Consider the following 23,055-nt stretch of genomic DNA (forward strand, 5'->3'; position numbering starts at 1 on the left):
ATTCAACGCGCGTTTAGCCATCTTAATGGGGCGCGCGATTTGCTTAATGCGCTTGCTCAACGCAGCCGCGACAGCACGGCCAGTGTCGGCTTGGACAGATTGAGTGTGTAGAAGTGCAGGCCGGGTGCACCTCCATCGACCAGCCGCTCGCACATGCCCGCCACCATGTCGGCGGCGAACTCGCGGATCGCTTCGACATCGTCCCCGAAGGCCTGCATGCGCTTGCCGATCCAGCGCGGGATCTCCGCGCCGCACGCGTCGGAGAACCGGCGCAACTGGCTGAAGTTCGAGATGGGCATGATGCCGGGCACGATCGGCACGGTGACCCCGATGCGGCGCGCGTCGTCGACGAAACGGAAGTACGCGTCGGCGTTGTAGAAGTACTGGGTGATGGCGCCATTGGCGCCGGCGTCGATCTTGGCCTTGAAGTGACGCAGGTCCGCGAGCGCGTCGTCGGCCTGCGGGTGGCACTCGGGATAACAGCCGACCTCGATGTGGAAAAAGCCGTCGTGTTCGCGGCGGATGAAGTCGACCAGGTCGGTCGCGTAACGGAAGTCGCCGGTGTGGCCCATGCCCGAGGGCAGGTCGCCGCGCAGCGCGACGATGCGATGGCAGCCCATCGCCTTGTAGCGTTCCAGCAGTTCGCCCAGTTCCGCGCGCGTGCCGCCGACGCAGGACAGGTGCGGCGCGGCATCGTAGCCGTGGACCGCATGCAGCCTCTCGACGGTCTCCGGCGTGTAGCTCAGCGTCGATCCACCGGCGCCGAACGTGCAGGAGACGTACTCCGGGTTCTGTTCCTTGAGCTTGGCGGCGGCCTTGTCGAGCTGCGCGCGCTGTTCGTCGGTCTTGGGCGGATAGAACTCGAAGCTGATCGGGGTCATGGCGACTGCCGGTTCCGGAATGAAGGAAGTCTATCTCTTCATCGCGATGAATGGAACGTTGAGTGTCCCGATCACGATCAAAAAAAACGGGCGCCGAGGCGCCCGTTTTCGTGTCACGCGGTGATGCCGCGATCAGTAGCGGTAGTGCTCCGGCTTGTACGGGCCGTCGACCGGCACGCCGAGGTAGGCGGCCTGTTCGGCGGTGAGCGTGGTCAGCTTCACGCCGATCTTCTCCAGGTGCAGGCGCGCGACTTCCTCGTCGAGCTTCTTCGGCAGGATGTAGACCTTGGGCTCGTAGACGTCCTTGTTGGCCCACAGGTCGATCTGCGCCAGCGTCTGGTTCGAGAACGAGTTCGACATCACGAAGCTCGGGTGGCCGGTGGCGCAACCCAGGTTCACCAGGCGGCCTTCGGCCAGCAGGAAGATCGAATTGCCGTTCTTGAACGTGTACTTGTCGACCTGCGGCTTGATATTGAGCCGGATCGCGCCCGAGGTGTTGAGCTTGTCGACCTGGATCTCGTTGTCGAAGTGGCCGATGTTGCAGACGATGGCCTGGTCCTTCATCTGCGACATGTGCTCGAGCGTCAGCACGTCCTTGTTGCCGGTCGTGGTGACGTAGATGTCGCCGCGGCCCAGCGTGCTTTCGACGGTGTTGACCTCGAAGCCTTCCATCGCGGCCTGCAGGGCGTTGATCGGGTCGATCTCGGTGACCACGACGCGCGCACCGTAGGCACGCAGCGAGTGCGCCGAGCCCTTGCCGACGTCGCCATAACCGCACACCACGGCGACCTTGCCGGCCAGCATCACGTCCATCGCGCGCTTGAGGCCGTCGGCCAGCGACTCGCGGCAGCCGTAGAGGTTGTCGAACTTGCTCTTGGTGACCGAGTCGTTGACGTTGATCGCCGGCACCAGCAGCGCGCCGGCCTCGAGCATCTGGTACAGGCGATGCACGCCGGTGGTGGTCTCTTCCGAGACGCCCTTCCAGTCCTTGACCACGCCGTGCCAGAAGCCCGGACGCTCCTTGGCGACGCGCTTCAGCAGGTTCTTGATGACCTGCTCTTCATGGTTGGACGAAGGCGTGTTGACCCAGTCCGAACCGTTCTCGAGCTCGTAGCCCTTGTGGATCAGCAGGGTCACGTCGCCGCCGTCGTCGACGACCAGCTGCGGGCCCTTGTTACCCGGGAAGGTCAGCGCGTCGAGCGTGCAGTCCCAGTACTCTTCCAGCGATTCGCCCTTCCACGCGAACACCGGCGTGCCCGACTTGGCGATCGCGGCGGCGGCATGGTCCTGGGTGGAGAAGATGTTGCACGAGGCCCAGCGCACGTCGGCGCCGATGTCCTTCAGCGTCTCGATCAGCACGCCGGTCTGGATGGTCATGTGCAGCGAGCCGGTGACGCGAACGCCGGCCAGCGGCCTGGTCGCGGCGTACTTCTTGCGGATCGACATCAGGCCCGGCATCTCGTGCTCGGCGATGTCCAGTTCCTTGCGGCCCCAGTCGGCCAGCGAAATGTCGGCGACCTTGTAATCGCCTTCGGTCGAGAAGGTCTTGGGTACTGCGTTCATTGATTGCTCCGGTTTGTCCCCCTCCTCCGCATCGGGAAGAGGGCAGGGTGAGGGCGAATCTGCGTTCGCCAAACCGGGCGCCGTTGCTTCTCAGATCCCGCCGAGCCTGATTCCGGGCTAACCGGACTTGCAGCGCCCCTCGGCGGGACGGGGCATTTTATCCGCTCGCACCGGTGGATGGGTGAACCGGTTCATGCGGCGCATAAGAAAACGGGCCGCAAGAGCGGCCCGTTTCCTGCATGTCGCGAAGATGCGGGATGCCCGCTTACTTCTTCAGACCGGCGTCCTTGCGCAGCGCTTCGGCGCGGTCGGTCTTCTCCCACGAGAACGCGGTGGCCTTGTGCTTCTTGCCGGCGCCGTCGACGTAGCTGATTTCCTTCGGCTTGCGGCCGAAATGGCCGTAGCTGGCGGTCGCCTGGTAGATCGGGTGCTCCAGGTCCAGCATCTTGGTGATGCCGTACGGGCGCAGGTCGAAGTGCTTGCGGATCAGCTTCTCGATCTTGTCGTCCGAGATGTGGCCGGTACCGAAGGTGGTCACCGAGATCGAGGTCGGCTCGGCGACGCCGATCGCGTAGGACACCTGCACTTCGCACTTGTCGGCCAGGCCGGCAGCGACGATGTTCTTGGCGACATAACGCGCGGCGTAGGCGGCCGAACGGTCGACCTTCGACGGATCCTTGCCCGAGAACGCACCGCCGCCATGGCGGGCCATGCCGCCGTAGCTGTCGACGATGATCTTGCGGCCGGTCAGGCCGCAGTCGCCCACCGGGCCGCCGATCACGAACTTGCCGGTCGGGTTGATGTGCACCTTGTTCTTCGGCAGCGCTTCGAGCCACTTCTTCGGCAGCACCGGCACCAGGATCTCGGTACGGACGGCTTCGATCAGGTCCTTCTGCTTGATGTCCGGATCGTGCTGGGTCGACAGCACCACGGCGTCGAGGCCGATGATCTTGTTGCCGTCATAGCGCAGCGTGACCTGCGACTTCGCGTCCGGGCGCAGCCACTTGAGCTTGCCGCTCTTGCGGACCTTGGCCTGCTGCTCGACCAGGCGGTGCGAGTAGTACAGCGGCGCCGGCATGAACTCCGGGGCCTCGTTGCAGGCGTAGCCGAACATCAGGCCCTGGTCGCCCGCGCCCTGTTCTTCCGGCTTCTTGCGGTCGACGCCCTGGTTGATGTCGGGCGACTGCTTGCCGAGCATGTTGATGATCGCGCAGGTGTGGCCGTCGAAGCCGACTTCGGAATTGTTGTAGCCGATGTCGTTGATGACCTTGCGCGCGAGCGCTTCGATGTCGACCCACGCGGTCGTGGTGACTTCGCCGGCCACGATGGCCGCACCCGTCTTCACCATCGTCTCGCAGGCCACGCGCGCGCGCTTGTCCTGGGCCAGGATCGCGTCGAGAACCGCGTCGGAAATCTGGTCGGCGATCTTGTCCGGATGGCCTTCGGAGACGGATTCGGAGGTGAACAGATAGCTGGACATCGGAGGCTATATCCCCGTATTCGGATGAAAGGATGGCCGCGCATGATACAGGCTCGGCCGTTCCGGCGCATTGTGCGCTTGCGGGATGTTGTCTGCGGGTTAAGGCCGGGTCTCCCTCTCCCTGGCCGCCTGCGGCGTCCTGTCCCTCTCCCGCAAGGGGGGAGAGAGGTCGAGGCGGCTACTTTGAGCCCCGTGCTCGCGGGGTCGACGCGCGCGGCGAGTCGAGAGAGGGGGCGCTGTCATCGCGGTGAAGCCAAACCGCCACGCGGCTGTCGCGCCTGGGGCGCAGGCTTCGCGGCGAGACGCCCCGCCGGGGCGGCCTGCGACGCCCGATGCTGCAATTCGAACGCCGCCTGCAAGAACATTTCCCGCACTGGTTCCGGGGCCGCCGGGCCCGGCTGGCGCATCCGCTGCTGCGCACGATCGGGCGCTGGTCGCGCTTCGACGCGGTCGATGAGTTCCTCCAGGCCCACGGCGGCCTGAAGGGCTTCGCCTTCGTCGCCGCCGCGCTCGACTACCTGCAATCGCGCTATCAGGCCGATCCCGCCGAGGTCGCCCGCATCCCCGCCAGTGGCCGGCTGCTGATCGTCGCCAACCATCCCTCCGGGGCGCTGGACGCGCTGGCGCTGCTCGACCTGGTGGGGCGCGTACGGCGCGATGTGAAGATCGTCGCCAACGACCTGCTGTCCGCGCTGGAGCCACTGTCGGACCTGCTGCTGCCCGTGCGCATCCTCGGTGGCCGCCCGACTCCTGAAAGCCTCGAGGCGATCCACGCCGCGCTCGAGGATGGCCAGTGCGTGATCGTGTTTCCTGCCGGTGAGGTGGCCCGGCTGGGCCTGCGCGGCGTCACCGACGGGCGTTGGCGCCGCGGCTTCCTGCGCTTCGCGCGCCAGAACGCCGCACCCGTGCTGCCCGTCCGCATCGAGGCACGCAACTCGGCCTTGTTCTACGGCGCCTCGGCATTGTTCAAGCCCGCCGGCACCGCGCTGCTGGCGCGCGAGATGTTCGCCCGCCGTGCGCGCCGCATTGCGCTGCGCATCGGCACGCCGCTGACGCTGCCAGCCGAAGGCGATCCGGAGCGCCTGCTGCGGCAGGTCCGTCGCGAGCTGTTCTCGCTCGGGCGCCCCAGGCCTGCGGGTAGTGCAGCCGACGCCGCCCGGGGCGCCATGGAGGAGCACGGTCTGGGTCCTGCGACGCTGATCGACGCGGTCGACCCGCTCGCGGTGCGCTCCCGGGTCGAGGCGATGGATCTGCTGGGACAGACGTCCGACGGCAAGCAGATCCGCGTCGGCCGCCTCGCCGCCGGCTCGCCGCTGCTGCAGGAGATCGGCCGTCTGCGCGAGCTGACGTTCCGCGCGGTGGGTGAGGGCACCGGCCAGCGCCTCGATGTCGACCTGTACGACAGCTGGTACGAGCACATCGTGCTGTGGGACGACGCCGCATCGAAGATCGCAGGTGCCTACCGCATCGCGCGCGGTGCGAGCGTGCTGGCCGAGCGCGGCTTGGCGGGCCTCTACACGGCATCGCTGTTCCGCTACGCCGACGATGCGATCCCGCGCATCGCACAGGGCATGGAGCTGGGGCGCAGCTTCGTCGTTCCCGATTACTGGGGTAGTCGCAGCATCGACTACCTCTGGCAGGGCATCGGCGCCTACCTGGCTCGCCACCGCAACGTGCGCTACCTGTTCGGACCGGTGTCGATCAGTGCGGCGCTTCCGCTGGACGCACGCGAGCAGATCGTCGCCTACTACCAGCACTACTACGGCAGCCTCGAGCGATGCGCGGTGTCGAAGCAGCCGTTCGCCTACCGCGCTGCACCGCCGCAGTTCGACGCGGTCGACGCGGCCACGGCGTTCCGCGTGCTGAAGGCGAACCTGGATGCGCTCGGGGCGACGTTGCCGATGCTCTACAAGCAGTACACCGACCTGTGCGAGCCGGGCGGGGCGCGATTCCTGGCCTTCGGCATCGACCCGGATTTCAGCGACGCCATCGATGGACTGATCGAGGTCGACCTGCAGCAGTTGCGGCCGAAGAAACGCGAGCGCTATCTGGGAGCTGCCGCCGCGGAGGCCGCCGGATGACACCGGCCGCACCTTCGCTGCCGCCGCGTCGTCGCGCGGTCTTCTTGTCGGACGTCCATCTGGGGTCCAAGCATTGCCACGCCGCGGAACTCGCTGAGTTCCTCGGCGCGTTGCGTTGCGATCGCCTCTACCTGGTCGGCGACATCGTCGACCTGTGGTGGATGGCGCAACGACGCGCGGCATGGGGCGCGCCGCAGAACCGCGTCATCGAAGCGCTGCACGCGCTGCGTCGCGGCGGCACGGAACTCGTGTACGTGCCCGGCAACCACGATCGTCCGATCCGGCGTTTCTGCGGACTCGCGCTTCCACGCATGACAGTGCGGCGTCGCGCGATCCACGTCACCGCGGATGGCCGCCGCCTGCTGGTCACGCACGGCGACGACTACGACTTCGTCACCCACTTCGGCGGATTCCAGGAACGCTTTGGCGACTGGCTGTATTACCGCATCCTCACCGGCAACCAGCTGTACAACCGCCTGCGCCGGCGAATGGGCCAGCGCTACTGGTCGTTGTCGGAATTCCTCAAGCGCCAGAGCGGCGCGGCCGAGCGTTACATCGCGCGCTTCGTGCAGGCCGGCATCGACGATGCGCGCAGGCGTGGCCTGGATGGCATCGTCTGCGGCCACATCCATCGTGCCGGCCTGTTGATGCAGGACGGCTGCATCTACGCCAATGACGGCGACTGGGTCGAGAGCCTGACCGCGATCGCCGAGGACCCGGACGGCACGCTGCGTCTTCTGGCGCACACGGGCGAGACGCTGGCGAAACTGGCGCCGCGCCGCGTATTGGCGATGGACGGTGCGCGTTTGCCGGAGGCGGCCTGACCTCGATGCCGATCAGTCCTGACGCCCTGCAGGCGCCGCGGCCTCACGGGCCTTCGCGGACGTTGCCGGCACGCCGTCGAGCGTCATCGCCATCACGATCGGGCTGCTCCACGCGTGCCGCGTCGCGCTGACCGCGATCGAGTCGACGTCGCGGTCGGGATGCGGATTGCGCAGACGCACTGCGTAAAACCGTGAAAGCGACAGCCAGGACGACTCGGTCGACGTCGTCGCGAACTGGGACAGATACGCAAGGGGCTGCTCGGGCAGGTCGGTGCCGTCGTGCCACCACGGCCAGACTTGTTTGCGTCCCTGGATCGACAATCGGGCGGTGCTTCCATCGTGGTAATGCAGTTCGACAGAGGCATACGGAGTAGCAGCGAAGCCGGCCGTCGTACCGTAGCCGGTCAGCAGCACATCCATCGCGGCGAATCGCGGCGCGCGAACCCTGATGGCTTCCACGCGGAAGGGCCGTGCCTTGTCGCCATCGTCCGGCACGACGCTGCCCATGTCCGTGGCGATGCCGCAATCGATCCAGAAGTCGTGTCCCAGCAGTCGCTGAAGGCCGCGCGGAATGGTGCGCAGGTGGAGGGTGGGAGGCCAGATGTCGTCGTTGCTCTCACCGAGGACATTGCAGTGGGGTCGCAGGTCGACGAAACGCGGTTCCGTGGGGGGCATGGTAGCCAGCGTCGCGCCCGGCGAAGAATGCGGTGCCATCGATGCCGCGCCGGGGTCGGCCTGGCGTGGATCGGGCGGCGCGGCATCTCCTGCCGCGACCGGCGCGGCAGCATCCAACTGGTCGACGGGCCGCCACAGCGACGCAAGCGACGCCAGTTGTGCGGCCGGGCGTGACTCGCTGGGGATCGGCACCACATACCGGCGCCAGAGCGTCTGCACCAGCAGCGCATCGCCGTGCTGATCCATTGTCAGCGAATGCAGCGGGTCACCGGGGGCGTCAAGGAGTTGGAGCGGTGGTGTCAGCCATTCGCCAGTCGTCGCGTCGTAGAGCATCGCGCCCTGCCTGGTACTGACCGCAAGCCGGCGTCCATCGCCGCTGCGTGCCAACAACGCCACCGGGACGCCGCCCGCGAATGCCGTGGCGCCAAGTCCTTGCGAAGGAGCGAAGCGCAGCAATCCCTTGTCGTAACTGAGCAGCGTCGCGCCTTGCCCGGAAACGGCTTCGAGCCGCACGCCGCCAATGCCCGGGACCGGAACGTTGTATATGGGCGGGCCGCCCGCGAGGCGCCATCCGCGCAGCCGCGGTTCGCTGGTGAGTGCCCACACCATGCCGCCGTTCCGATCGACATCGGCGTCCATGATGCCGATACCCCAGAACGCCACGGGATCGGTCACCTCGACGGGCCCCTCGTCGGCATAGAGCGCGCGGCGCGTGGCCACGACGTCCGCTCCCAGGCGTTGCATCGCCCGTAGCGGTTTCAGTGTCCGGGCGTCCAGCACATGCAGTTCGTTGAAGCGCCAAGCGAGCAGGCTGCGACCGTCGCCGGACAGGCGCATGCCGTGCAGCGGACTATCGATTTCGGTCGAGGCCAGCCTCAGCCCTTCCCTGAGGGAGTAGCAGGTGATGAGCGTGCGGCTGCGCCCCGAAGCGCGGATGACCTGGCTGGCGATGAGCACGCCGCCGTCAGGCGTGGCCAACAGCCGGTTTGGCGAATTACCCAGGGCAATCGGTGGGAAGCGCGCCTTGCCGCTGCGCCATTCGTTCACATGCAGATGGCGTCCAGCGCTGGCGACCAGCGCATCGCCCTGGCCTGCGAGAAAGGCGAAGCCCACCGGTTGCGGATAGGCGATCGACGGACCGGCCGAGCGGCGGGTGATGCCATCCATGACCTGGGCACGCGCGCCGTCCACGGCAACGACATGGCGTCCGTCGAAGGCGGTGTTGCTTGGAAGCGGCGCGGGAGGCCACGGCAGCGGCGATGGCTGGTGCGTGCGCCACAGCCTGATCTCGCCCGTGAATGTCCCCGTCGCGAGCAGGCCCACGGACGGCGCCCAACTGTTGGAGCGACTGTAGCGCGTCGCCGGAAGGCCAGGACGTTTGTGCAACAGCAGGGCCGGCCCGGGTGTGTCGGGAATACGCCAGACCTCCGCCTCCAGTTCGTTGCGTGCGAGCACCGTCCTCGACCTGCGGTCGAGATCGATGTTGAAGGATCCATCGCCCATCCGTATGGGATGCGTCTGCAGTTCCCGACGCACCAGATCCCAGACCAGTGCGTATCCGTCGCCGTAGGCGGCTGCAAGCCAGGAGCCGTCGTCGCTGATGCGTACCTGGATGACGCTGGCAGGACGCTGGGGCTGCAATCGCGTGAGCGTACCCGTGACGGTGTCGATCAACGAGATCTGGCCGTCGAGATGCCCGAGCACCAGCTGGCCAGCATCGGGAGTAAAGGCCCAGGAGCGCAGGATCTGGCTGTCGTCGAAGCGGTACACGAAGCGGGTGCGCAGCGTGTGCGGATCCCAGAGTTCGAGCGCACGGTTGAAGTCCAGGTCCACGGCCACGTGGCGTCCCTGCGGCGCCAGCAGCCACGTGGGCTGGCCCGCGTCGAACTCGCGCCAGGGACTCACCGCTTGGCCATCGGCCACGCGCACCAGTTGCGTGCGCAGATGCTCCGTGCGCACCAGGACGTGACTTCCATCCGGACTGAAGGTCGCGTCGCGGAAATCCGGTTGCGATGAGGTCCATAGCGCACCGGTATCGAGGTCGAACAGCAGCTGGTTGAGGCCACTGGGGAAGGGCAGTGGATCGGGGTAGGGGCGTGCGCCGAGCAGGTGTTTGCCGTCGCTGGCCGGCCACAGGTGGCCCAGGTGGGTGGCCTGCATCATGAAGTGAGTGGCGTTGCGCGTATCCGTCCGCCAGCGCTCACGGCCGGACGGCAGGTCGAACAGACGTACCGTTCCGTCCTCGGTACCGGCGGCAAGCCAGCGGCCATCGTTGGCCATTGCCACGGTGAATACCGGATTGCCGACTCCGATGACCTGGATCAGTGCCGGCGTGTGGGCCAGCAAACTGCCGATGCGCAGGCGCGTGGCGGCGGCTTCCTCAGATGCGCCGCTGTCCTCCTGTTCGACCAGATTGCGGGTCAGCGGCTGCAGGGCGTCGGTGTCCTTGCCGGCGTTGATGGACAGCCACGCCTGATTGCCTCGTTGCGACCACAACTGCGTGCGTGCGATGGACGCGTTGTGCTCCGCCCGCCGCCACTGCTGTGTCGTGGCGACCAGCCCCGCCAGCACGGCGAGAATGGCGATCCCGGCCGCGGTGGCCAGTCGCGGCTCGCGCTTGGCCCAGCGGGCGATGCGCAGGGCGGCGTTCAGGGGACGCACCGTCACCGCGCGTCCTTCGAGGAAGCGGCCGAGATCGTCGGCCAATTCGCGCGCGCTGGCGTAACGGTGCTCCGGGGATTTTTCCAGGCAATGCAGGCATATCGCTTCCAGGTCGCGCGGAACCGCCGCGCGGCGGTTGATGCCGCGGACCTGGCCTTCCAGCACCAGGCGCAGGGTTTCCTGCGGACTTTCAGCGAGGAATGGCGGAACGCCCGCCAGCATTTCGTAAAGGATCGCGCCCAGTCCCCACACGTCGGTGGCCGGTGTCAGCTTGCTGCTGCGCACGCGGGCCTGTTCCGGAGCCATGTAGCTCGGCGTTCCCGAGACCTGCTCGTTTTCAAGGCTCAATGCCTGCCCGAGTCGGCGCGCAAGGCCGAAGTCGGACACCTTCGGCGTGCCGCCAAGCTCCATCAGGACGTTGCCGGGTTTCAGGTCGAGGTGCAGCACCCCAAGCCGGTGTGCGTAATCGACGGCTTCGGCGACCGTGCGCAGGAGCGTGGCGGCTTCTCGCGGTGGCATCGGCCCATGCTGCAACCGCTGCGCCAGGCTCTGTCCCTGCATCAGCTCCATCGTGTAGTAGATGAGCCCGTCGTGCTCGCCGATCGCATACACCGACACGATGTTCGGATGTTGCAGCAGCGCGGCGTTCTGCGCCTCGCGCCGGAAGCCGGCGACGAAATCTTCGGACGCCCATGGACCGGCCGACAGCAGTTTCAACGCGACCTCGCGCTCGAGACTGTGTTGCCGCGCCCGATAGACCACGCCCATGCCGCCTTCGCCGAGGACTTCGAGAAGTTCGAAGTCGCCGAGCGCGCGCTGCGCCGGATCGCTCAGGTCGAGTTCGAGGGACTCCAGCGGGAGGAATGCCAGATGCGACGTGAGGCGGCTGGCCGCAGGCCCTCGGGGTCGGGGAACGCTGCCGAAGGCCAGACGGGCCAGGCAGGAAACCCGCCGGAATCGCGATCGCTCGCTCATCCTTCGGTCTCCGCAATTGCCGCGAGCAGGGCCGCGCGCTCACTGTCGAGGTCGGCGGCGTTGCTTACGGTCTGGCTCAATTCGAGCTCGACCAGTTCGCGAAAGCGCTGGCGCAGGCGCTTGACCGCGAGCGCGACGAACACGGGCTTCGCGCCGAGGCGATTCGCCAGCGCTTCGTACTCGCCCGGTTCCGGTTCGGCGCCGAGGTAGCGCTCCATCGCTTCGTACATCGCCAGGCGCCCCGCCTGCCGGGCCTCCTCTCGCAGCCGCGCGCGGGCATGGCCGATGACCTCAAGGGCGAAGCCCCGCTGCATCGATTGCTCGGGCGATTCTCCGTCCGTGGGCTCGGTCTGTTGGCGCGCTTCCAGCTCGTCCAGCGGCAGCGGGGACGCCAGCTCCGCAGGGATGTCGATGTCGACCGAGGGGTTCCGCGACAGGTGGCGATGCAGCTCCTCCTGAAGGAACAGACGGAACCGGCCGACATGAGCACCTGCCGCGCGTCTGGGACCGTCACGCAGCAGCTGCGCGAAGAATCCCGCCGTCATCCTCTGGGAAACGTCCGGAGCATGGCCGCAGCGGCGCAGGTACACGTAGACCGGATACCAGTAGTGCAGGCACAGTTCGAAAAGACGCTGCCGGGCAGCGTCCCCGCCGGCATCGGAATCGCGTGGTTTCAAGGCGGCGACCAGCGACCAGCGGGTATTGCCGAAATCGGGAGCGGAATTGTCGGACATCGTCGACGGCTCCGGCTTCGCAGGTGTCAGCGGTCGGCGTTTGCCAGCGCCGATCGCAGCACGCGCAGTTCTTCGGCCAGGTCGTGCGGGCTCCCGGTGGTATCGGCCAGTTGCTCGCGCAAGATCAGCGCTGGTCCACGGCCGGCGCTGCCGATCTGCTCCAGTGCACTGCGTGCCGTTTCCGGCTGGCGCGCCTCGAGGATCAGATTCCAACGCGTAGTGCCGAACAGGCTCACCGTGGCCTCCCACCTCCACTGTCGCCGGGCACATCTGTCCGCGACATGGCACTCAACGCAGAACGGGGGTAACCATCGGTCAGGATGCTGGCCATGGCGGCGGCCGAGGCGATGAACAGGGCGGCCACGTCTGACGGCGGGGACGGAAAGAAGTCGCGGCCGCACATGAACGTGCGCTGCCCAGGTGGAGTGGCCATTGCCTATCTCCCGGCGACGGTGCGTTGCCATTGCGGACCGCGGATCGCGGCCACTGAGAGATACGCCGCCGGTATGCAGCGATTACGGCGTTGCTTACCGCAGCCGCACGGCTGCTGCAGATGGCTTGGAGGGGAGGGTCGCGAAACAGGAATGGCATCGGCCACTGGACCGATGCTTCGTCTGCGGAGGATTTGCCGGGCTTCTGCGGGAGTTGCGTCTGCGTTTACGTGCGTTGAGGAACCAAGACCTCCGAACCACGTTGCCGCCCAGGACCGGTAAGTTGACGCTGGGCGGCTATGACACGTGGTTGTCTATGGTGGTCAAGGTGGTCGATTCCTCACGACGTCCCTGCATGGTTGGGTTACAGCGTGGTCAGCTCGCGGTCGCGGATCTGGAACACGATGCGACGGCCGTCGGCACTCTGCAGTTCGACCGGCTGGCCGCTCATCAGCTGCTCATAGCGAACCTCGCCCACTGCGTCGACGAACTTCTCGAGCGAACGCTGATAGGTGTACGGATACTCGGCGAAGGAAGTGCGGTTGCCGAGAATCATCTGCACCTTGCGCTCACTCAGTCCAGTGATCTGCGACAGCTCACCGAGCGGATCTTCCTGGGCCCAGGCCGACGGTGCGACGGCTGCGAGGGCGAACACGAGCACTGCGATCTTGGCTTTCATGGTCTGCCTCCGATGAGCCGGGAAGGTGGGGAAGGGAGCACATCGTTTCATCCCGGCGTGCATAGTTCCTCATATCCTTCGCATCCAAACATCGCCCATTCGGCGCTATTACTTTCGACATGATCGGTCGCGATATCGCGAAGATGCGTGGCATGCAATCTGCGTTATGCGCGCTGATTGCGGGCATGCAGGAAGATTGATGGGTGATGCGAAGTGCATGACTGCGTGCGAACGAGACAGTTGCGAGCGAAACGGTTTCAAGCGTTACGCATTGCCGGTGCAATGAAAAAAAGGCCGGGAAAATGGCTGTCCCGTCGAATCGGGTTCAAGGAGCCAATGCAGGGACTGGAACGCATGAGATGGAACGTTGAGAGGCCGCAAGCGTAACCATGACCATGGTCATGCATGACCATGGTCACTGCTGCGGCAGATCAATACACGATAGCCCTCGCCTGCACGAAGGAGTAGAAGAACACCGCATTGGGATCGTTCTGCACCTGGTGCATTTCTTGGCGCATGCCATCGACGACATCCCGGGTGACACACCCAGCGCTGACCAGCTGGTTGGCGGCCGACAGCAGAAGCTCTTCCCAGAACGCGATCATCGTCTTGCGACGCGCGGGCTCGCGATTGTCGTAGTGGAACGTCTTGACCTGCGTGGTGACGTCGCGGAAACCGCCCGCCAGAAGCAGGTTTCCGAGCTTCGCGCCGACGAACGGATCGCCGCCGCTCTCGTACTGGAAGTCGTTGAAGGCCATCCAGTAGCGCCACACGTTGGGCGAATACGGATCGAGCAGGAACGAGGCGTTCATCACCTCGGTGATGTACACGGGGGCCCCCGGCGCCAGTACACGACGGACCTCGTTCAGCACCCGCGCGGGTGACGGCACGTGCTCGAGCACCCAGCAAAGAAAGGCGGCATCGAAACTGCGTGGCTCGAAGGGCAGGTCGGTGGCATCGGCTTTCTGCAACGAGTAGCGGCCTTCGAGCCATGGCATGGCACCGAGGTTCGCGCTCGCCGCGCCCAATTGCGGTTCGCTGAGGTCGACGCAGCTCACGTGCAGCTCCGGGAAGCGCCGCAACAGGATCTCGGTCTGTGCGCCGACGCCGCTGCCCACTTCCAGCAACCGGCGCGCCCCGCTGTAGTCGATGTCGTGGAAGATGGTGGCTTCGGCCAGGCGTGCCTGCTTCACCAGGCGCGCCTGCTCGGTGGCGGAGAATCCGTGCAGGTAGGGAAACTCGCTGCTGCGGTTCTGATCAGTCATTGCGGACTCCATGGAACATGGCTGGGGGCATGATGCCCCGGTGTCCGTTACGGCTCCGATCACGGCGCGGCTCACGCCGCAGCCGGCAACCCCGTGGGCAGTCCAGCGACGAGGGCGTCGAAGTAGTCGCGGGTCAGACGCAGTTGCGCCTCAGCGGTCTCGGCCTGGTTGACGACGCTTCGGAACGCGGCATTCTCGTGCCGGTCCTTTGCGTACCAGCCCAGGTGCTTGCGTGCGATGCGCACGCCCGACGGCTCGCCGTAGAAGGCATGCAGGTGTTCGAGGTGGCCGAGCAGGACGTCGCGCACTTCCGCCAGCGACGGCGGCGCCATGAGCTCGCCCGTGGCGAGGTAGTGCGCGATCTCGCGGAAGATCCAGGGCCGTCCCTGAGCCGCGCGACCGACCAGCACCGCATCGCAACCGGTGTGGGCGAGTACCTGCGCGGCCTTCGCCGGCGAGTCGATGTCGCCGTTGGCGAACACCGGGATCGACAGAGCGGCTTTCACTTCGGCGATCGTGTCGTACTCGGCGATGCCGGTGTACTGCTGGTCGCGCGTGCGGCCGTGCACGGCGAGTGCGGCGATGCCGGCTTCCTGGGCGATGCGCGCGATCGTCAGCGCGTTGCGCTGGCCTTCGGCCCAGCCGGTGCGGATCTTCAGCGTGACCGGGACATCGACTGCGCGCACCACCGCATCGAGGATGCGTGCGACCAGCGGCTCGTCGCGCATCAGCGCCGAACCGGCCCAGGCATTGCACACCTTCTTGGCCGGGCAGCCCATGTTGATGTCGATGATCTGTGCGCCGTGGTCGACGTTGTAGCGTGCGGCCTCGGCCAGGACCTCGGGCACGGTGCCGGCGATCTGCACGCTGATCGGTGCCGGCTCGCCGTCGTGATCCATGCGATGCCGCGACTTGGCCGTGTTCCAGAAACGCGGATCGGAGGTGGTCATCTCCGACACGCACAGGCCCGCGCCGAGGCGCTTGCACAGCACGCGGAACGGTTTGTCGGTGACGCCGGCCATCGGCGCCAGGATCACGCGCGGCGCGATCTCGTGCGGGCCGATGCGGAAGCTGGCGGGGGCGGAATGGTCCGGCATGGCGCGCATTGTAGCGTTCGCACCATGCCGCATCCGCCACGCGTGTTCAGCGGCGATGCGCGCGCCGGCGACGCCAGAACAGGAAGCCGGTCACCAGCATGAAGGCCGGCAGCAGGCCGATGAGCGCGGTCAACCACTTCATCGGCGCTCCACCGACGGCGCCGCTGTGCAGCGGGTAGATGGCGTCGCTCATGCGCGAGCCCAGGCCATTGCGGGTGGCGTCATAGGTATCGAGCAGGCGCGCATCGTCGGCGTGCAGCAGCACCAGGCTGCGTCCGACCGGATGCCATTCGCCGGCGGCACGAGCGCGGAACGAGACCGTGCCGTCGCCGTCCTTGGGCATGGACAGGCGGTTCAAACTCGCGCCGGGCAGTGCTGTGTTGGCGCGCGCGAGCACGGCCGGCCAGTCGATCTGGGCGCCTTGACGCGTCGTCTTCGGCGGCTTGACTGCTTCGCCACCGAACATCGCGATCAGCGCCGACTGCACCTGGCGCGAATAGACCATGCCGACGCCGGTGACGGTGGCCAGCAGCAGCAGCGGCAACAGCATTGCGCCGAGGGTGCGGTGCCAGGTCAGCCAGCGGCGCACTGGCGGGTTCGCATGCACCTTCAGGTGCGTGCGCAGCCGGCCATGGCGCGGCCACCACAGGTACAGGCCGGACAGCAGCAAGCCCAGCATCAGGAAGCCGAAGACGCCGAGCACGGCCTCGCCGGTTTCGCCGCCGAGCAGGTGCGTGTGCAGGTCACGCAACCACAGCACGGCATCGTCTTCCTTGCTGCGGGTCAGCAGCAGGGCACCGTCTTCCGGCGCGAAATAGGCACGGCGGCCGCCCTTGAAGAAGCCCTGCCAGACCGGCAGGTCCTCGCTGGGCAAGTCGATCGAGTTCAAGCCCTGCGGCGACCAGCGTTCGATCAGTCCAGCCAGCACGCGGCCGTCCGCGACCGGCTCGTGTTGGGTCAGCTCGGGATGCTGCCAGCGCAGCAGGTCCTTCTGGAACACCAGCACGGTGCCTGCCAGCGCAAGCAGTGCGAACAGCAGGCCGACGCTCAGGCCGACCCACAGGTGCAGCCACGACAGCAACGCGCGCAGGCGCGGTCTGGCGGGGGCATGTCGGGGCGGCGCGGCGGCGGCTGCGGTCATTGGTTTCGGATCGTCAGAAGCGGTGTGCCCAGCCTACCGTCAGCACGCGGCCACGTCCGGCGGTATAGGTGTCGTTGCGCGGCGTGGTCTGCGAGTAGTAGGTGATGTACTGCTCGCCGAACAGGTTCTCGACGCCGACATTCAGCGCGCCCAACGGCAACTGGAAGGTCGCCTGCAGGTCGACGGTGGTGTAGCCGTCGAAATCGTTGTTCGTCTGGGTGACGCCGCGGAAGTCGAACTCGCGGTCGAGCGAATGGCTGGCCTGCAGGCGAGTCGACACCACCGGCGTCCAGGCCTGGTCCCAGAACGCGGTGACGCGATCCGGGCTGACGTTGATGCCCGGCAGATCGCTGTCGACGCGGTCGTCGCCGTTGCTGTCGTAGCGGCCATCGGTCTCCGCATACGCCAGGCCGGCGCGGGTCGCGTCGGAGAACTGGAACGCGACGCTGCCTTCGAAACCGCTGATCTCGGTGCGCTCGCGCACGACGTTGTAGCTCTGCGTGGCGGTGTCGAAGGCCAGGCGCGAGCCGAGGTCGGAGTCGGACCAGTACGCGGCCACGTGGACCAGCCAGCGGCCGTCGTCGTAATCGAGGCCGATCTCCTGGTTGTCGGCGATCACCGGCTTGAGGTCGACGAGGTTGTCGACGCGCTGGCCGGGCGCGGTGATCGCGCGCAGCACACGGCCGATGTCGGCGACGGTGTAGCCCTCCGAGTACGAGGCGTACAGCTTCAGCGCGTCGGTAGCCTCCCAGACCACGCCCAGGTTCGGCAGCGTCTCGCTGGTCGTCGGCGAACCGCCGGTGACGAGGTAGCGCGTGCCCTTCACGCCAGCCGGGATGGTGCGCTGGTCGGGAATGGTGAGGTAGTCGTCGACATCCAGCGTGCCGTGCTCGTAGCGCAGGCCACCGGTCAGCATTACCGAATCGGTGAGCCACCACTCGGCCTGCACGAACGGCGACCAGGATTCGTAGGAGGTCTCGGGCACCCAGTCCATCTGCGCGTACACCAGCTCCTGCGCGGTGGTGTCGCGGGCGAGGTCGAGGCCGAGCGTTGCGCGCAGCCTCAGGCCGAAGAGGTCGCCGCGCGACCAGCTGAACTTGCCGCCCAGCTTCTCGGAGTTGTTCTGCGACTGGTCGAACCAGTGCGGATCGCGTCCGTCGCCCCAGAAATCGCCCCAGTCCGTGCCGCCATACAGCGCCTCGAAGTCGACCCAGTACAGCTGCGCCTGCAGGTAGCCACCGGCCAGATCCTTGTCGGTGTAATCCAGCGTCAGCTCGGTCGAAGTGTTGCGCGGGCCATCGCCTTCGCTGCCGCCGCGCGCGGACGTCGCGGGCTGGCCGGTCAGGAAATTGCCGTTGACGGCGTGGTAGTCGTTGTTGCCTTCCAGCTCGAAGCGGTTGGCGGTGAGCTGCAGGCGGCGGGTGCCATCGAAGTTCCAGCCGGCCTTCGCGAACAGGTCATGGCTCTGCGAGTCCATCAGGTCGCCCTGCACGTCGTTGACGGCGATGGAGTCGCCGTTGCCGTCGTAGTACAGGCCTTCGCTGGCGTAGGACACGCCGCCGACGAAGTCGAACGCGCCGCTGCGGGTGCCGGCGACGTACGAGGCGCGGTAGCCGGTGCTGTCGCTTTCGTGCGGCATCGCGGTGCTGGCGGCGACGTTGACGTCCTGGAAGGTCTCGCCATCCTGGCGCGGCGCGCGCTTGGTGATGATGTTGATGATGCCGCCCGATGCGCCCAGGCCCTGCAGCGCGTTGGCGCCGTGGATCACCTCGATGCGCTCGATCATCGACGGATCGATGGTGTGGCCGTCGCGGCCGCCCTCGCGCAGCGGGGTCGATTGCGGCACGCCGTCGACCAGGTACAGCGGCTTGCGGCCGCGCAGGGTCTCGCCGCTGTTGGTCAGCTTCTGGCGCGACGGCGCGAACGACGGAATCAGGTTCGCCAGCACCTGCGAGATGTCCTGGGTCAACGCCAGTTGCTGCTTGAGCTGCTGCTGGTCGATGACGGTGATGGTGTTCGGCAGGGCCGCTTCGGAGTCCGGGATGCGGCTGGTGCTCGCCGAAACGGTGACGCGGTCCATGTCGGTCGCGTCATCGGCATGGACGACGGGCGAGGCAAGGGCGGCGAGCAGGGCGCTCACCAGAAGCTGGCGACGGGGCATTGAACGGGGGCTGGGGAATCAAGTCGGGCGCCATGTTAATGCGAACCATTCGCGTTTAACAGCCCGAGGCCCCGACAGTGGCGCAGGACGACACGCCGGGCAAAGGCCCGGAAGGGCGCTTGGACTCGGGGTGGCTCAGTTCGAGGCGGCGAACCGCGCCCGGACGTCCGCATCCCGCGGCATGGCCACGGCGGCTCCGGCGCGCTCCGTGGACAGGCCGGCGTAGCGCACGGCGTAGTGCAGGTGATCGGCGAAGGACGCATCGGGGCGGGCGGCCAGCGAGGCCGCGAGCGCGCCGTTGAAGGCGTCGCCAGCGCCGGTGGTATCGACGGCTTTCACCGCAGCGGCGGGAACCCGGTAACAAGCCCTGGCATCGCCGCGAAGCGCGCCTTCGGCGTGCGAAACGAAGCAGCCGGCGGCGCCGAGGGTGATCACCACGCTGCCGTGCGGCAGCAGGCGACGACACCCCGAATGCAGCGTGTCATCGTCAAGGCCGGGCAACTGGTCGGCGGACAACCGCTCGCCGAGATGGCGCACGAGTTGAGCGCAGAACTCGGTTTCGTTGGGCGTGATCACGTCGGCCAGCGCCAGCAGCGAGGCCGGCGCCACCGCATCGGCAGGCGCGGGATTGAGCAGCGCCAACGCGCCCGACCGGCGCGCCAGTGCGAATGCGGCTTCCACGGCGGGCACCGGGGATTCCAGCTGCGCCAGCACCACGGCCGCGGCGCCGAACGTTCCGGCATGCTGGCCGACGAATTCCACCGACAGCTCGGCATTGGCGCCGGGCCCGATCACGATGGAATTGCGGCCGTCGCCATCCACGTAGATGCCGGCCGTGCCGGTTGGCGCCTCGCAGGGCAGATCGCGCAGGTGGATGCCGTCTGCCGCCGCGAGTGCGCGCGCGAGCTGGCCGCCGAGGTCGTCGCCGAGCGCGCAGACGAAGCTGGTGTCGGCGCCCGCGCGCGCTGCGGCGGTCGCCTGGTTGAAGCCTTTGCCGCCCGGGCCGGTGTGGTAGTGGCCGCTCAGTGTTTCGCCCGGCCGGGGCAGGGATGCCACGGTCCAGACGTGGTCGACGTTGAACGAGCCGACGACGACCACATGCGGACGGGGGGATGCCATGCGATCAGCCGAAATGCGTCAGCACGCCGGCGATGGTGGCGGTCATGAAGGTCGCGATCGAACCGCCGAGCACGGCACGCAGGCCGAAGCGGGCGAGGTCGTGACGGCGCTCCGGAGCCAGGCCGCCGATGCCGCCGATCTGGATCGCGATCGAGCTGAAGTTGGCGAAGCCGCACAGCGCGTAGGTCGCGATCAGCTTGCCCTGGTCGCTCATCACGACGCCGGCGACCTTGCCGTTGACGATGTCGGCCAGGTGCGCGTACGCGACGAACTCGTTGAGCACGATCTTCTCGCCGATCAGGCCGCCCAGGATGGTCGCGTCGGACCAGGGCGTGCCGATCACCCACGCGATCGGCGCCAGCACGTAACCGAGCAGGGTCGACAGGTCGGTCGGTTTGCCGATCGCCGCGGCCAGGCCGGTCGCGTCGCCGATCCACACCAGCGGCCAGTTGATCAGCGCGATCAGCGCGATGAAGGCCAACAGCATCGCGCCGATGTTCAGCGCCAGGCGCAGGCCATCGCCGGCACCGGCCGCGGCGGCATCGATGATGTTGGCGGTGGTCTTCTCGACTTCCATCTTGACCGTGCCGCGGGTCAGCGGCTCGCCGACTTCCGGCACGAGGATCTTGGCGATCACCAGCGTTGCCGGGGCGGCCATGATCGAGGCGGCCAGCAGGTGCTTGGCATAGAACGCCTGCGCTTCCGGATCGCCGCCGCCGAGCATGCCGACGTAGGCGGCCAGCACGCCGCCGGCGATGTGCGCCATGCCGCCGATCATCATCGTGATCAGCTCGGACTCGGTCATCTTCGGGATGTACGGGCGCACGGTCAGTGGCGCCTCGGTCTGGCCGATGAAGACACTGGCGCAGACGCTGGTGGTCTCGGCGCCGGACACGCGCATCACCTTGGTGATCACCCAGGCCATGCCGCGCACGATCGCCTGCATCACGCCGAGGTGGTACAGCACGCCCATCAGCGCGGCGAAGAAAATGATCGTCGGCAACACCTGGAAGGCGAAGATGAAGCCGAACTTGGACGTGTCCATCAGGCTGCCGAAGATGAACTCCGAGCCCTTGCCGACGAAGCTGAGCACCTTGACGAAGCCGTGGCCGATCGAGTCGAACACGTCGCGGCCGCCGGGAACCAGCAGCACGAGGGCAGCGAATGCAATCTGCAGGGAGATGCCGGTACCCACCAGCTTCCAGTCGACCCGGCGCTTGTTGTTGGAGAACAGCCAGGCGATGCCGACCAGCACTGACAAACCAAACAGGCCAAAGGCCACCCGGACGATCGCTTCCACTCGGTTGTTCCCCCTGCCATCGGCGCCAGCCGCGGCTGATCTTGTTCTGTGCCTCTCCCGCAAGCGGGAGAAGGAATTGGTATGTACGGAAAAATGGACGGACCGCCCAGATTTCCCAGCCGGCGGCGCAGCCTAGTCCAGCCCCCCCCACAGCGGCAAGCCGGAGCGCACGTTCAGGGTTTCAGCCGTCCCGGGCGATGACGCGGTTGCGGCCCTGGCGCTTGGCCAGGCGCAGGCGGTGGTCCGCGCGCCGCAGCAGATGTGACAGATCCAGTCCCTCGTGCGGGTACCCGACCAGGCCGGCGCTGAAGGTCAGCTGCATCGGCTCGGCGCCTCGTTCGGCCTCGAATGGCTTCTCCGCCAGCGACTGGCGGATCGCGTCGACGCGCTCCCAAGCCGTGCCAAGGGGCTTGCGCAGCAGAAGCACGAACTCCTCGCCACCCAGGCGCACCAGCCATTCTCCCGGCTCGGCGTGGTCGCGCAGCGCCGAGACCACATGCCGCAGGGCACGGTCGCCGGCATGATGGCCGTTGCGGTCGTTGATACGCTTGAAATGGTCCAGGTCGATCAGCGCCAGCGTCAGGCTGCCGCCATTCTCGCGGATGTGGTCGAACAGCCGTGGCACGCGGTGCTGCAGCCAGATGCGATTGGGCAGGCGGGTCAGGCCGTCGGTACCCGACATTTCGACCAGGCGCTGCATCCGGTAGACGACCATGGCCGTGATCATCGTGACGATCACCAGCAGCACCAGGCGCTGTCCCTGGCTGGCGGCGGTGACCGCGCCGTAGTCGGTGGACAGCAGTTGTTCGGGCGAGGACGCCACGGCGAACACGGCCGCCACGAGCATCGCGTACTGGACGAAGGCGAGTGCACCTGCGAGCAGCGTCACGCGGCCATCGCTGCGCAGCGCGGTCAGCAGGATCGCCAGCACGTAGCCGCACCACACGATCAAGCTGTTGAGCGCGGCCGGGAGGTGATGGAACGCCAGCACGACCAATATCAGCGTGGTCATGCTGACGTCGTAGGCGGTGGTCACGAACGGCAGCCACGGCAACTGCCGGCTGCGGCGGGCCAGCGCGAGCCAGACCTGCGCGAATACATTGACCAGCACCGCACCGCCGAGCCCGATCAGGGTTTCGCGCACGCCGCCGCCGCCGGCCGCATTGATCAGCGGCAACAGCAGCAGCAGCACGGCGATGACCGCCCGCAGGCGCGCCACCAGCAACTCGCCGCCGGCGCCGGCCTCGAGCAGGATCTCGTCGGGCCGGACCATCAAGGCCGTGGCGATTTCACGGAGCTTGCCGCTGACGTGCATTCGTCCCCCTGGCCGTCAGGCCTGGGGGCGAGCATAGCGCGCGCCCGCGGCGGGTTCAGCCCACGCCGTTCCAGGCGACCCACACGGCCAGTACCGCGAACACGGCCGCGGCCACGTGCCGGGCGGCCTTCAGCGGGAGGCGACTGGCGAAACGGCTACCGAGCAGGACGACGGGAACGTTGGCGAGCAGCATGCCGACGGTGGTGCCGGCCACCACTTCCCACAGCGGCTGGTACTTCGCGGCGAGCAGCACGGTCGCGACCTGGGTCTTGTCGCCGATCTCGGCGACGAAAAAGGCGAGCGTGGTGGCGATGAAGGCGCCACGCGCGGGCAGCGTCTCGTCTTCGTCGATCGTGTCCGGCTTCAGCGTCCACAGCGCGATTGCGGCGAAGCTACCCGCGACGATCCAGCGCAGGATCTCCGGCTTGAGCCAGTCGGCCGCCAGCGCGCCGAGCCAGCCGGCTAGTGCGTGGTTGAGCAGCGTAGCGACCAGGATGCCGGCGACGATTGGCCAGGGCTTGCGGAAACGGGCGGCGAGCAGCAGGGCCAGCAACTGGGTCTTGTCGCCGATTTCGGCCAAAGCGACGACGCCGGTCGAAACGGCGGCAGCGGACAACGGGAAGGCTTCCATGTGTTGGGTTCCGGGGCCGGGCATTCGCGTGGACGCGAAGGC

17 protein-coding genes and 1 riboswitch are annotated in these 23,055 nt (G+C 67.2%); of the genes, 2 read left to right on the plus strand and 15 right to left on the minus strand.

All coding sequences use genetic code 11. The annotated features are described in order from the left end of the window. Positions 1-56: 56 nt before the first annotated feature. The 3 genes from metF to metK all read right to left on the minus strand — a co-directional run bounded on the left by metF (position 57) and on the right by metK (position 3,924). Entirely contained in the window at positions 57-881 is an 825-nt protein-coding gene (gene metF, locus IU514_RS00565; RefSeq protein ID WP_194929121.1) for a methylenetetrahydrofolate reductase [NAD(P)H], read from the minus strand. 132 nt (positions 882-1,013) lie between these two features. After that, positions 1,014-2,444: an adenosylhomocysteinase gene (gene ahcY / locus IU514_RS00570; protein ID WP_194929122.1), complete on the minus strand. Its 1,431-nt coding sequence runs from the start codon at positions 2,442-2,444 to the stop codon at positions 1,014-1,016. A 68-nt stretch (positions 2,445-2,512) separates the two neighbouring features. Further along, positions 2,513-2,591: riboswitch (S-adenosyl-L-homocysteine riboswitch) on the minus strand. 118 nt (positions 2,592-2,709) lie between these two features. Then, the gene (gene metK / locus IU514_RS00575; RefSeq protein WP_194929123.1) at positions 2,710-3,924 is read right to left on the minus strand and encodes a methionine adenosyltransferase; all 1,215 of its coding nucleotides are present in this window, start codon (positions 3,922-3,924) and stop codon (positions 2,710-2,712) included. Between the two features lie 332 nt (positions 3,925-4,256). On the opposite strand from metK, the gene olsF reads away from it, so the two are divergent. Both olsF and IU514_RS00585 read left to right on the plus strand, forming a co-directional pair. Then, a complete protein-coding gene (gene olsF / locus IU514_RS00580; protein WP_194929124.1) occupies positions 4,257-6,005 on the plus strand; it encodes a bifunctional ornithine lipid synthase OlsF in 1,749 nt (582 codons plus the stop codon). Next, positions 6,002-6,829 carry a UDP-2,3-diacylglucosamine diphosphatase gene (locus IU514_RS00585; RefSeq protein WP_194929125.1) on the plus strand — a complete coding sequence of 276 codons (828 nt, stop codon included), beginning with the start codon at positions 6,002-6,004 and terminating at the stop codon, positions 6,827-6,829. The genes olsF and IU514_RS00585 overlap by 4 nt, the downstream gene beginning before the upstream one ends. Positions 6,830-6,841: 12 nt before the next feature. Here IU514_RS00585 and IU514_RS00590 read toward each other — a convergent pair whose 3' ends face one another. From IU514_RS00590 to IU514_RS00645, 12 genes are all read right to left on the minus strand, one after another. Then, positions 6,842-11,140: a WD40 repeat domain-containing serine/threonine protein kinase gene (locus tag IU514_RS00590; protein ID WP_194929126.1), complete on the minus strand. Its 4,299-nt coding sequence runs from the start codon at positions 11,138-11,140 to the stop codon at positions 6,842-6,844. Next, the gene (locus IU514_RS00595; protein ID WP_194929127.1) at positions 11,137-11,874 is read right to left on the minus strand and encodes a hypothetical protein; all 738 of its coding nucleotides are present in this window, start codon (positions 11,872-11,874) and stop codon (positions 11,137-11,139) included. The genes IU514_RS00590 and IU514_RS00595 overlap by 4 nt, the downstream gene beginning before the upstream one ends. Positions 11,875-11,900: 26 nt before the next feature. Next, the gene (locus IU514_RS00600; RefSeq protein ID WP_194929128.1) at positions 11,901-12,110 is read right to left on the minus strand and encodes a hypothetical protein; all 210 of its coding nucleotides are present in this window, start codon (positions 12,108-12,110) and stop codon (positions 11,901-11,903) included. A 559-nt stretch (positions 12,111-12,669) separates the two neighbouring features. Continuing rightward, positions 12,670-12,984 carry a hypothetical protein gene (locus tag IU514_RS00605; RefSeq protein ID WP_194929129.1) on the minus strand — a complete coding sequence of 105 codons (315 nt, stop codon included), beginning with the start codon at positions 12,982-12,984 and terminating at the stop codon, positions 12,670-12,672. 431 nt (positions 12,985-13,415) lie between these two features. Continuing rightward, positions 13,416-14,249, minus strand: a complete 834-nt coding sequence (locus IU514_RS00610) for a class I SAM-dependent methyltransferase (protein ID WP_194929130.1) — start codon at positions 14,247-14,249, stop codon at positions 13,416-13,418. A 71-nt stretch (positions 14,250-14,320) separates the two neighbouring features. Further along, positions 14,321-15,346, minus strand: coding sequence for a tRNA dihydrouridine synthase DusB (dusB, locus tag IU514_RS00615; protein WP_194929131.1), 1,026 nt, complete (start codon positions 15,344-15,346; stop codon positions 14,321-14,323). A gap of 46 nt (positions 15,347-15,392) precedes the next feature. Beyond that, entirely contained in the window at positions 15,393-16,487 is a 1,095-nt protein-coding gene (locus IU514_RS00620) for a PepSY-associated TM helix domain-containing protein (protein ID WP_194929132.1), read from the minus strand. 13 nt (positions 16,488-16,500) lie between these two features. Then, positions 16,501-18,627, minus strand: coding sequence for a TonB-dependent receptor (locus IU514_RS00625; protein WP_194929133.1), 2,127 nt, complete (start codon positions 18,625-18,627; stop codon positions 16,501-16,503). Between the two features lie 156 nt (positions 18,628-18,783). Beyond that, positions 18,784-19,767, minus strand: a complete 984-nt coding sequence (locus IU514_RS00630; RefSeq protein WP_194929134.1) for a ribokinase — start codon at positions 19,765-19,767, stop codon at positions 18,784-18,786. Positions 19,768-19,771: 4 nt separating this feature from the next. Next, positions 19,772-21,067 (minus strand): NupC/NupG family nucleoside CNT transporter, encoded by a 1,296-nt coding sequence (locus tag IU514_RS00635; protein ID WP_194929135.1) that lies wholly within the window; start codon positions 21,065-21,067, stop codon positions 19,772-19,774. A gap of 181 nt (positions 21,068-21,248) precedes the next feature. Continuing rightward, positions 21,249-22,382: a GGDEF domain-containing protein gene (locus IU514_RS00640; protein WP_194929136.1), complete on the minus strand. Its 1,134-nt coding sequence runs from the start codon at positions 22,380-22,382 to the stop codon at positions 21,249-21,251. Positions 22,383-22,437: 55 nt separating this feature from the next. Continuing rightward, positions 22,438-23,013 carry a TMEM165/GDT1 family protein gene (locus IU514_RS00645; protein ID WP_194929137.1) on the minus strand — a complete coding sequence of 192 codons (576 nt, stop codon included), beginning with the start codon at positions 23,011-23,013 and terminating at the stop codon, positions 22,438-22,440. Positions 23,014-23,055: the final 42 nt, after the last annotated feature.

Source organism: Lysobacter niastensis, assembly GCF_015453285.1.
Lineage (GTDB): Bacteria > Pseudomonadota > Gammaproteobacteria > Xanthomonadales > Xanthomonadaceae > Lysobacter_J > Lysobacter_J niastensis.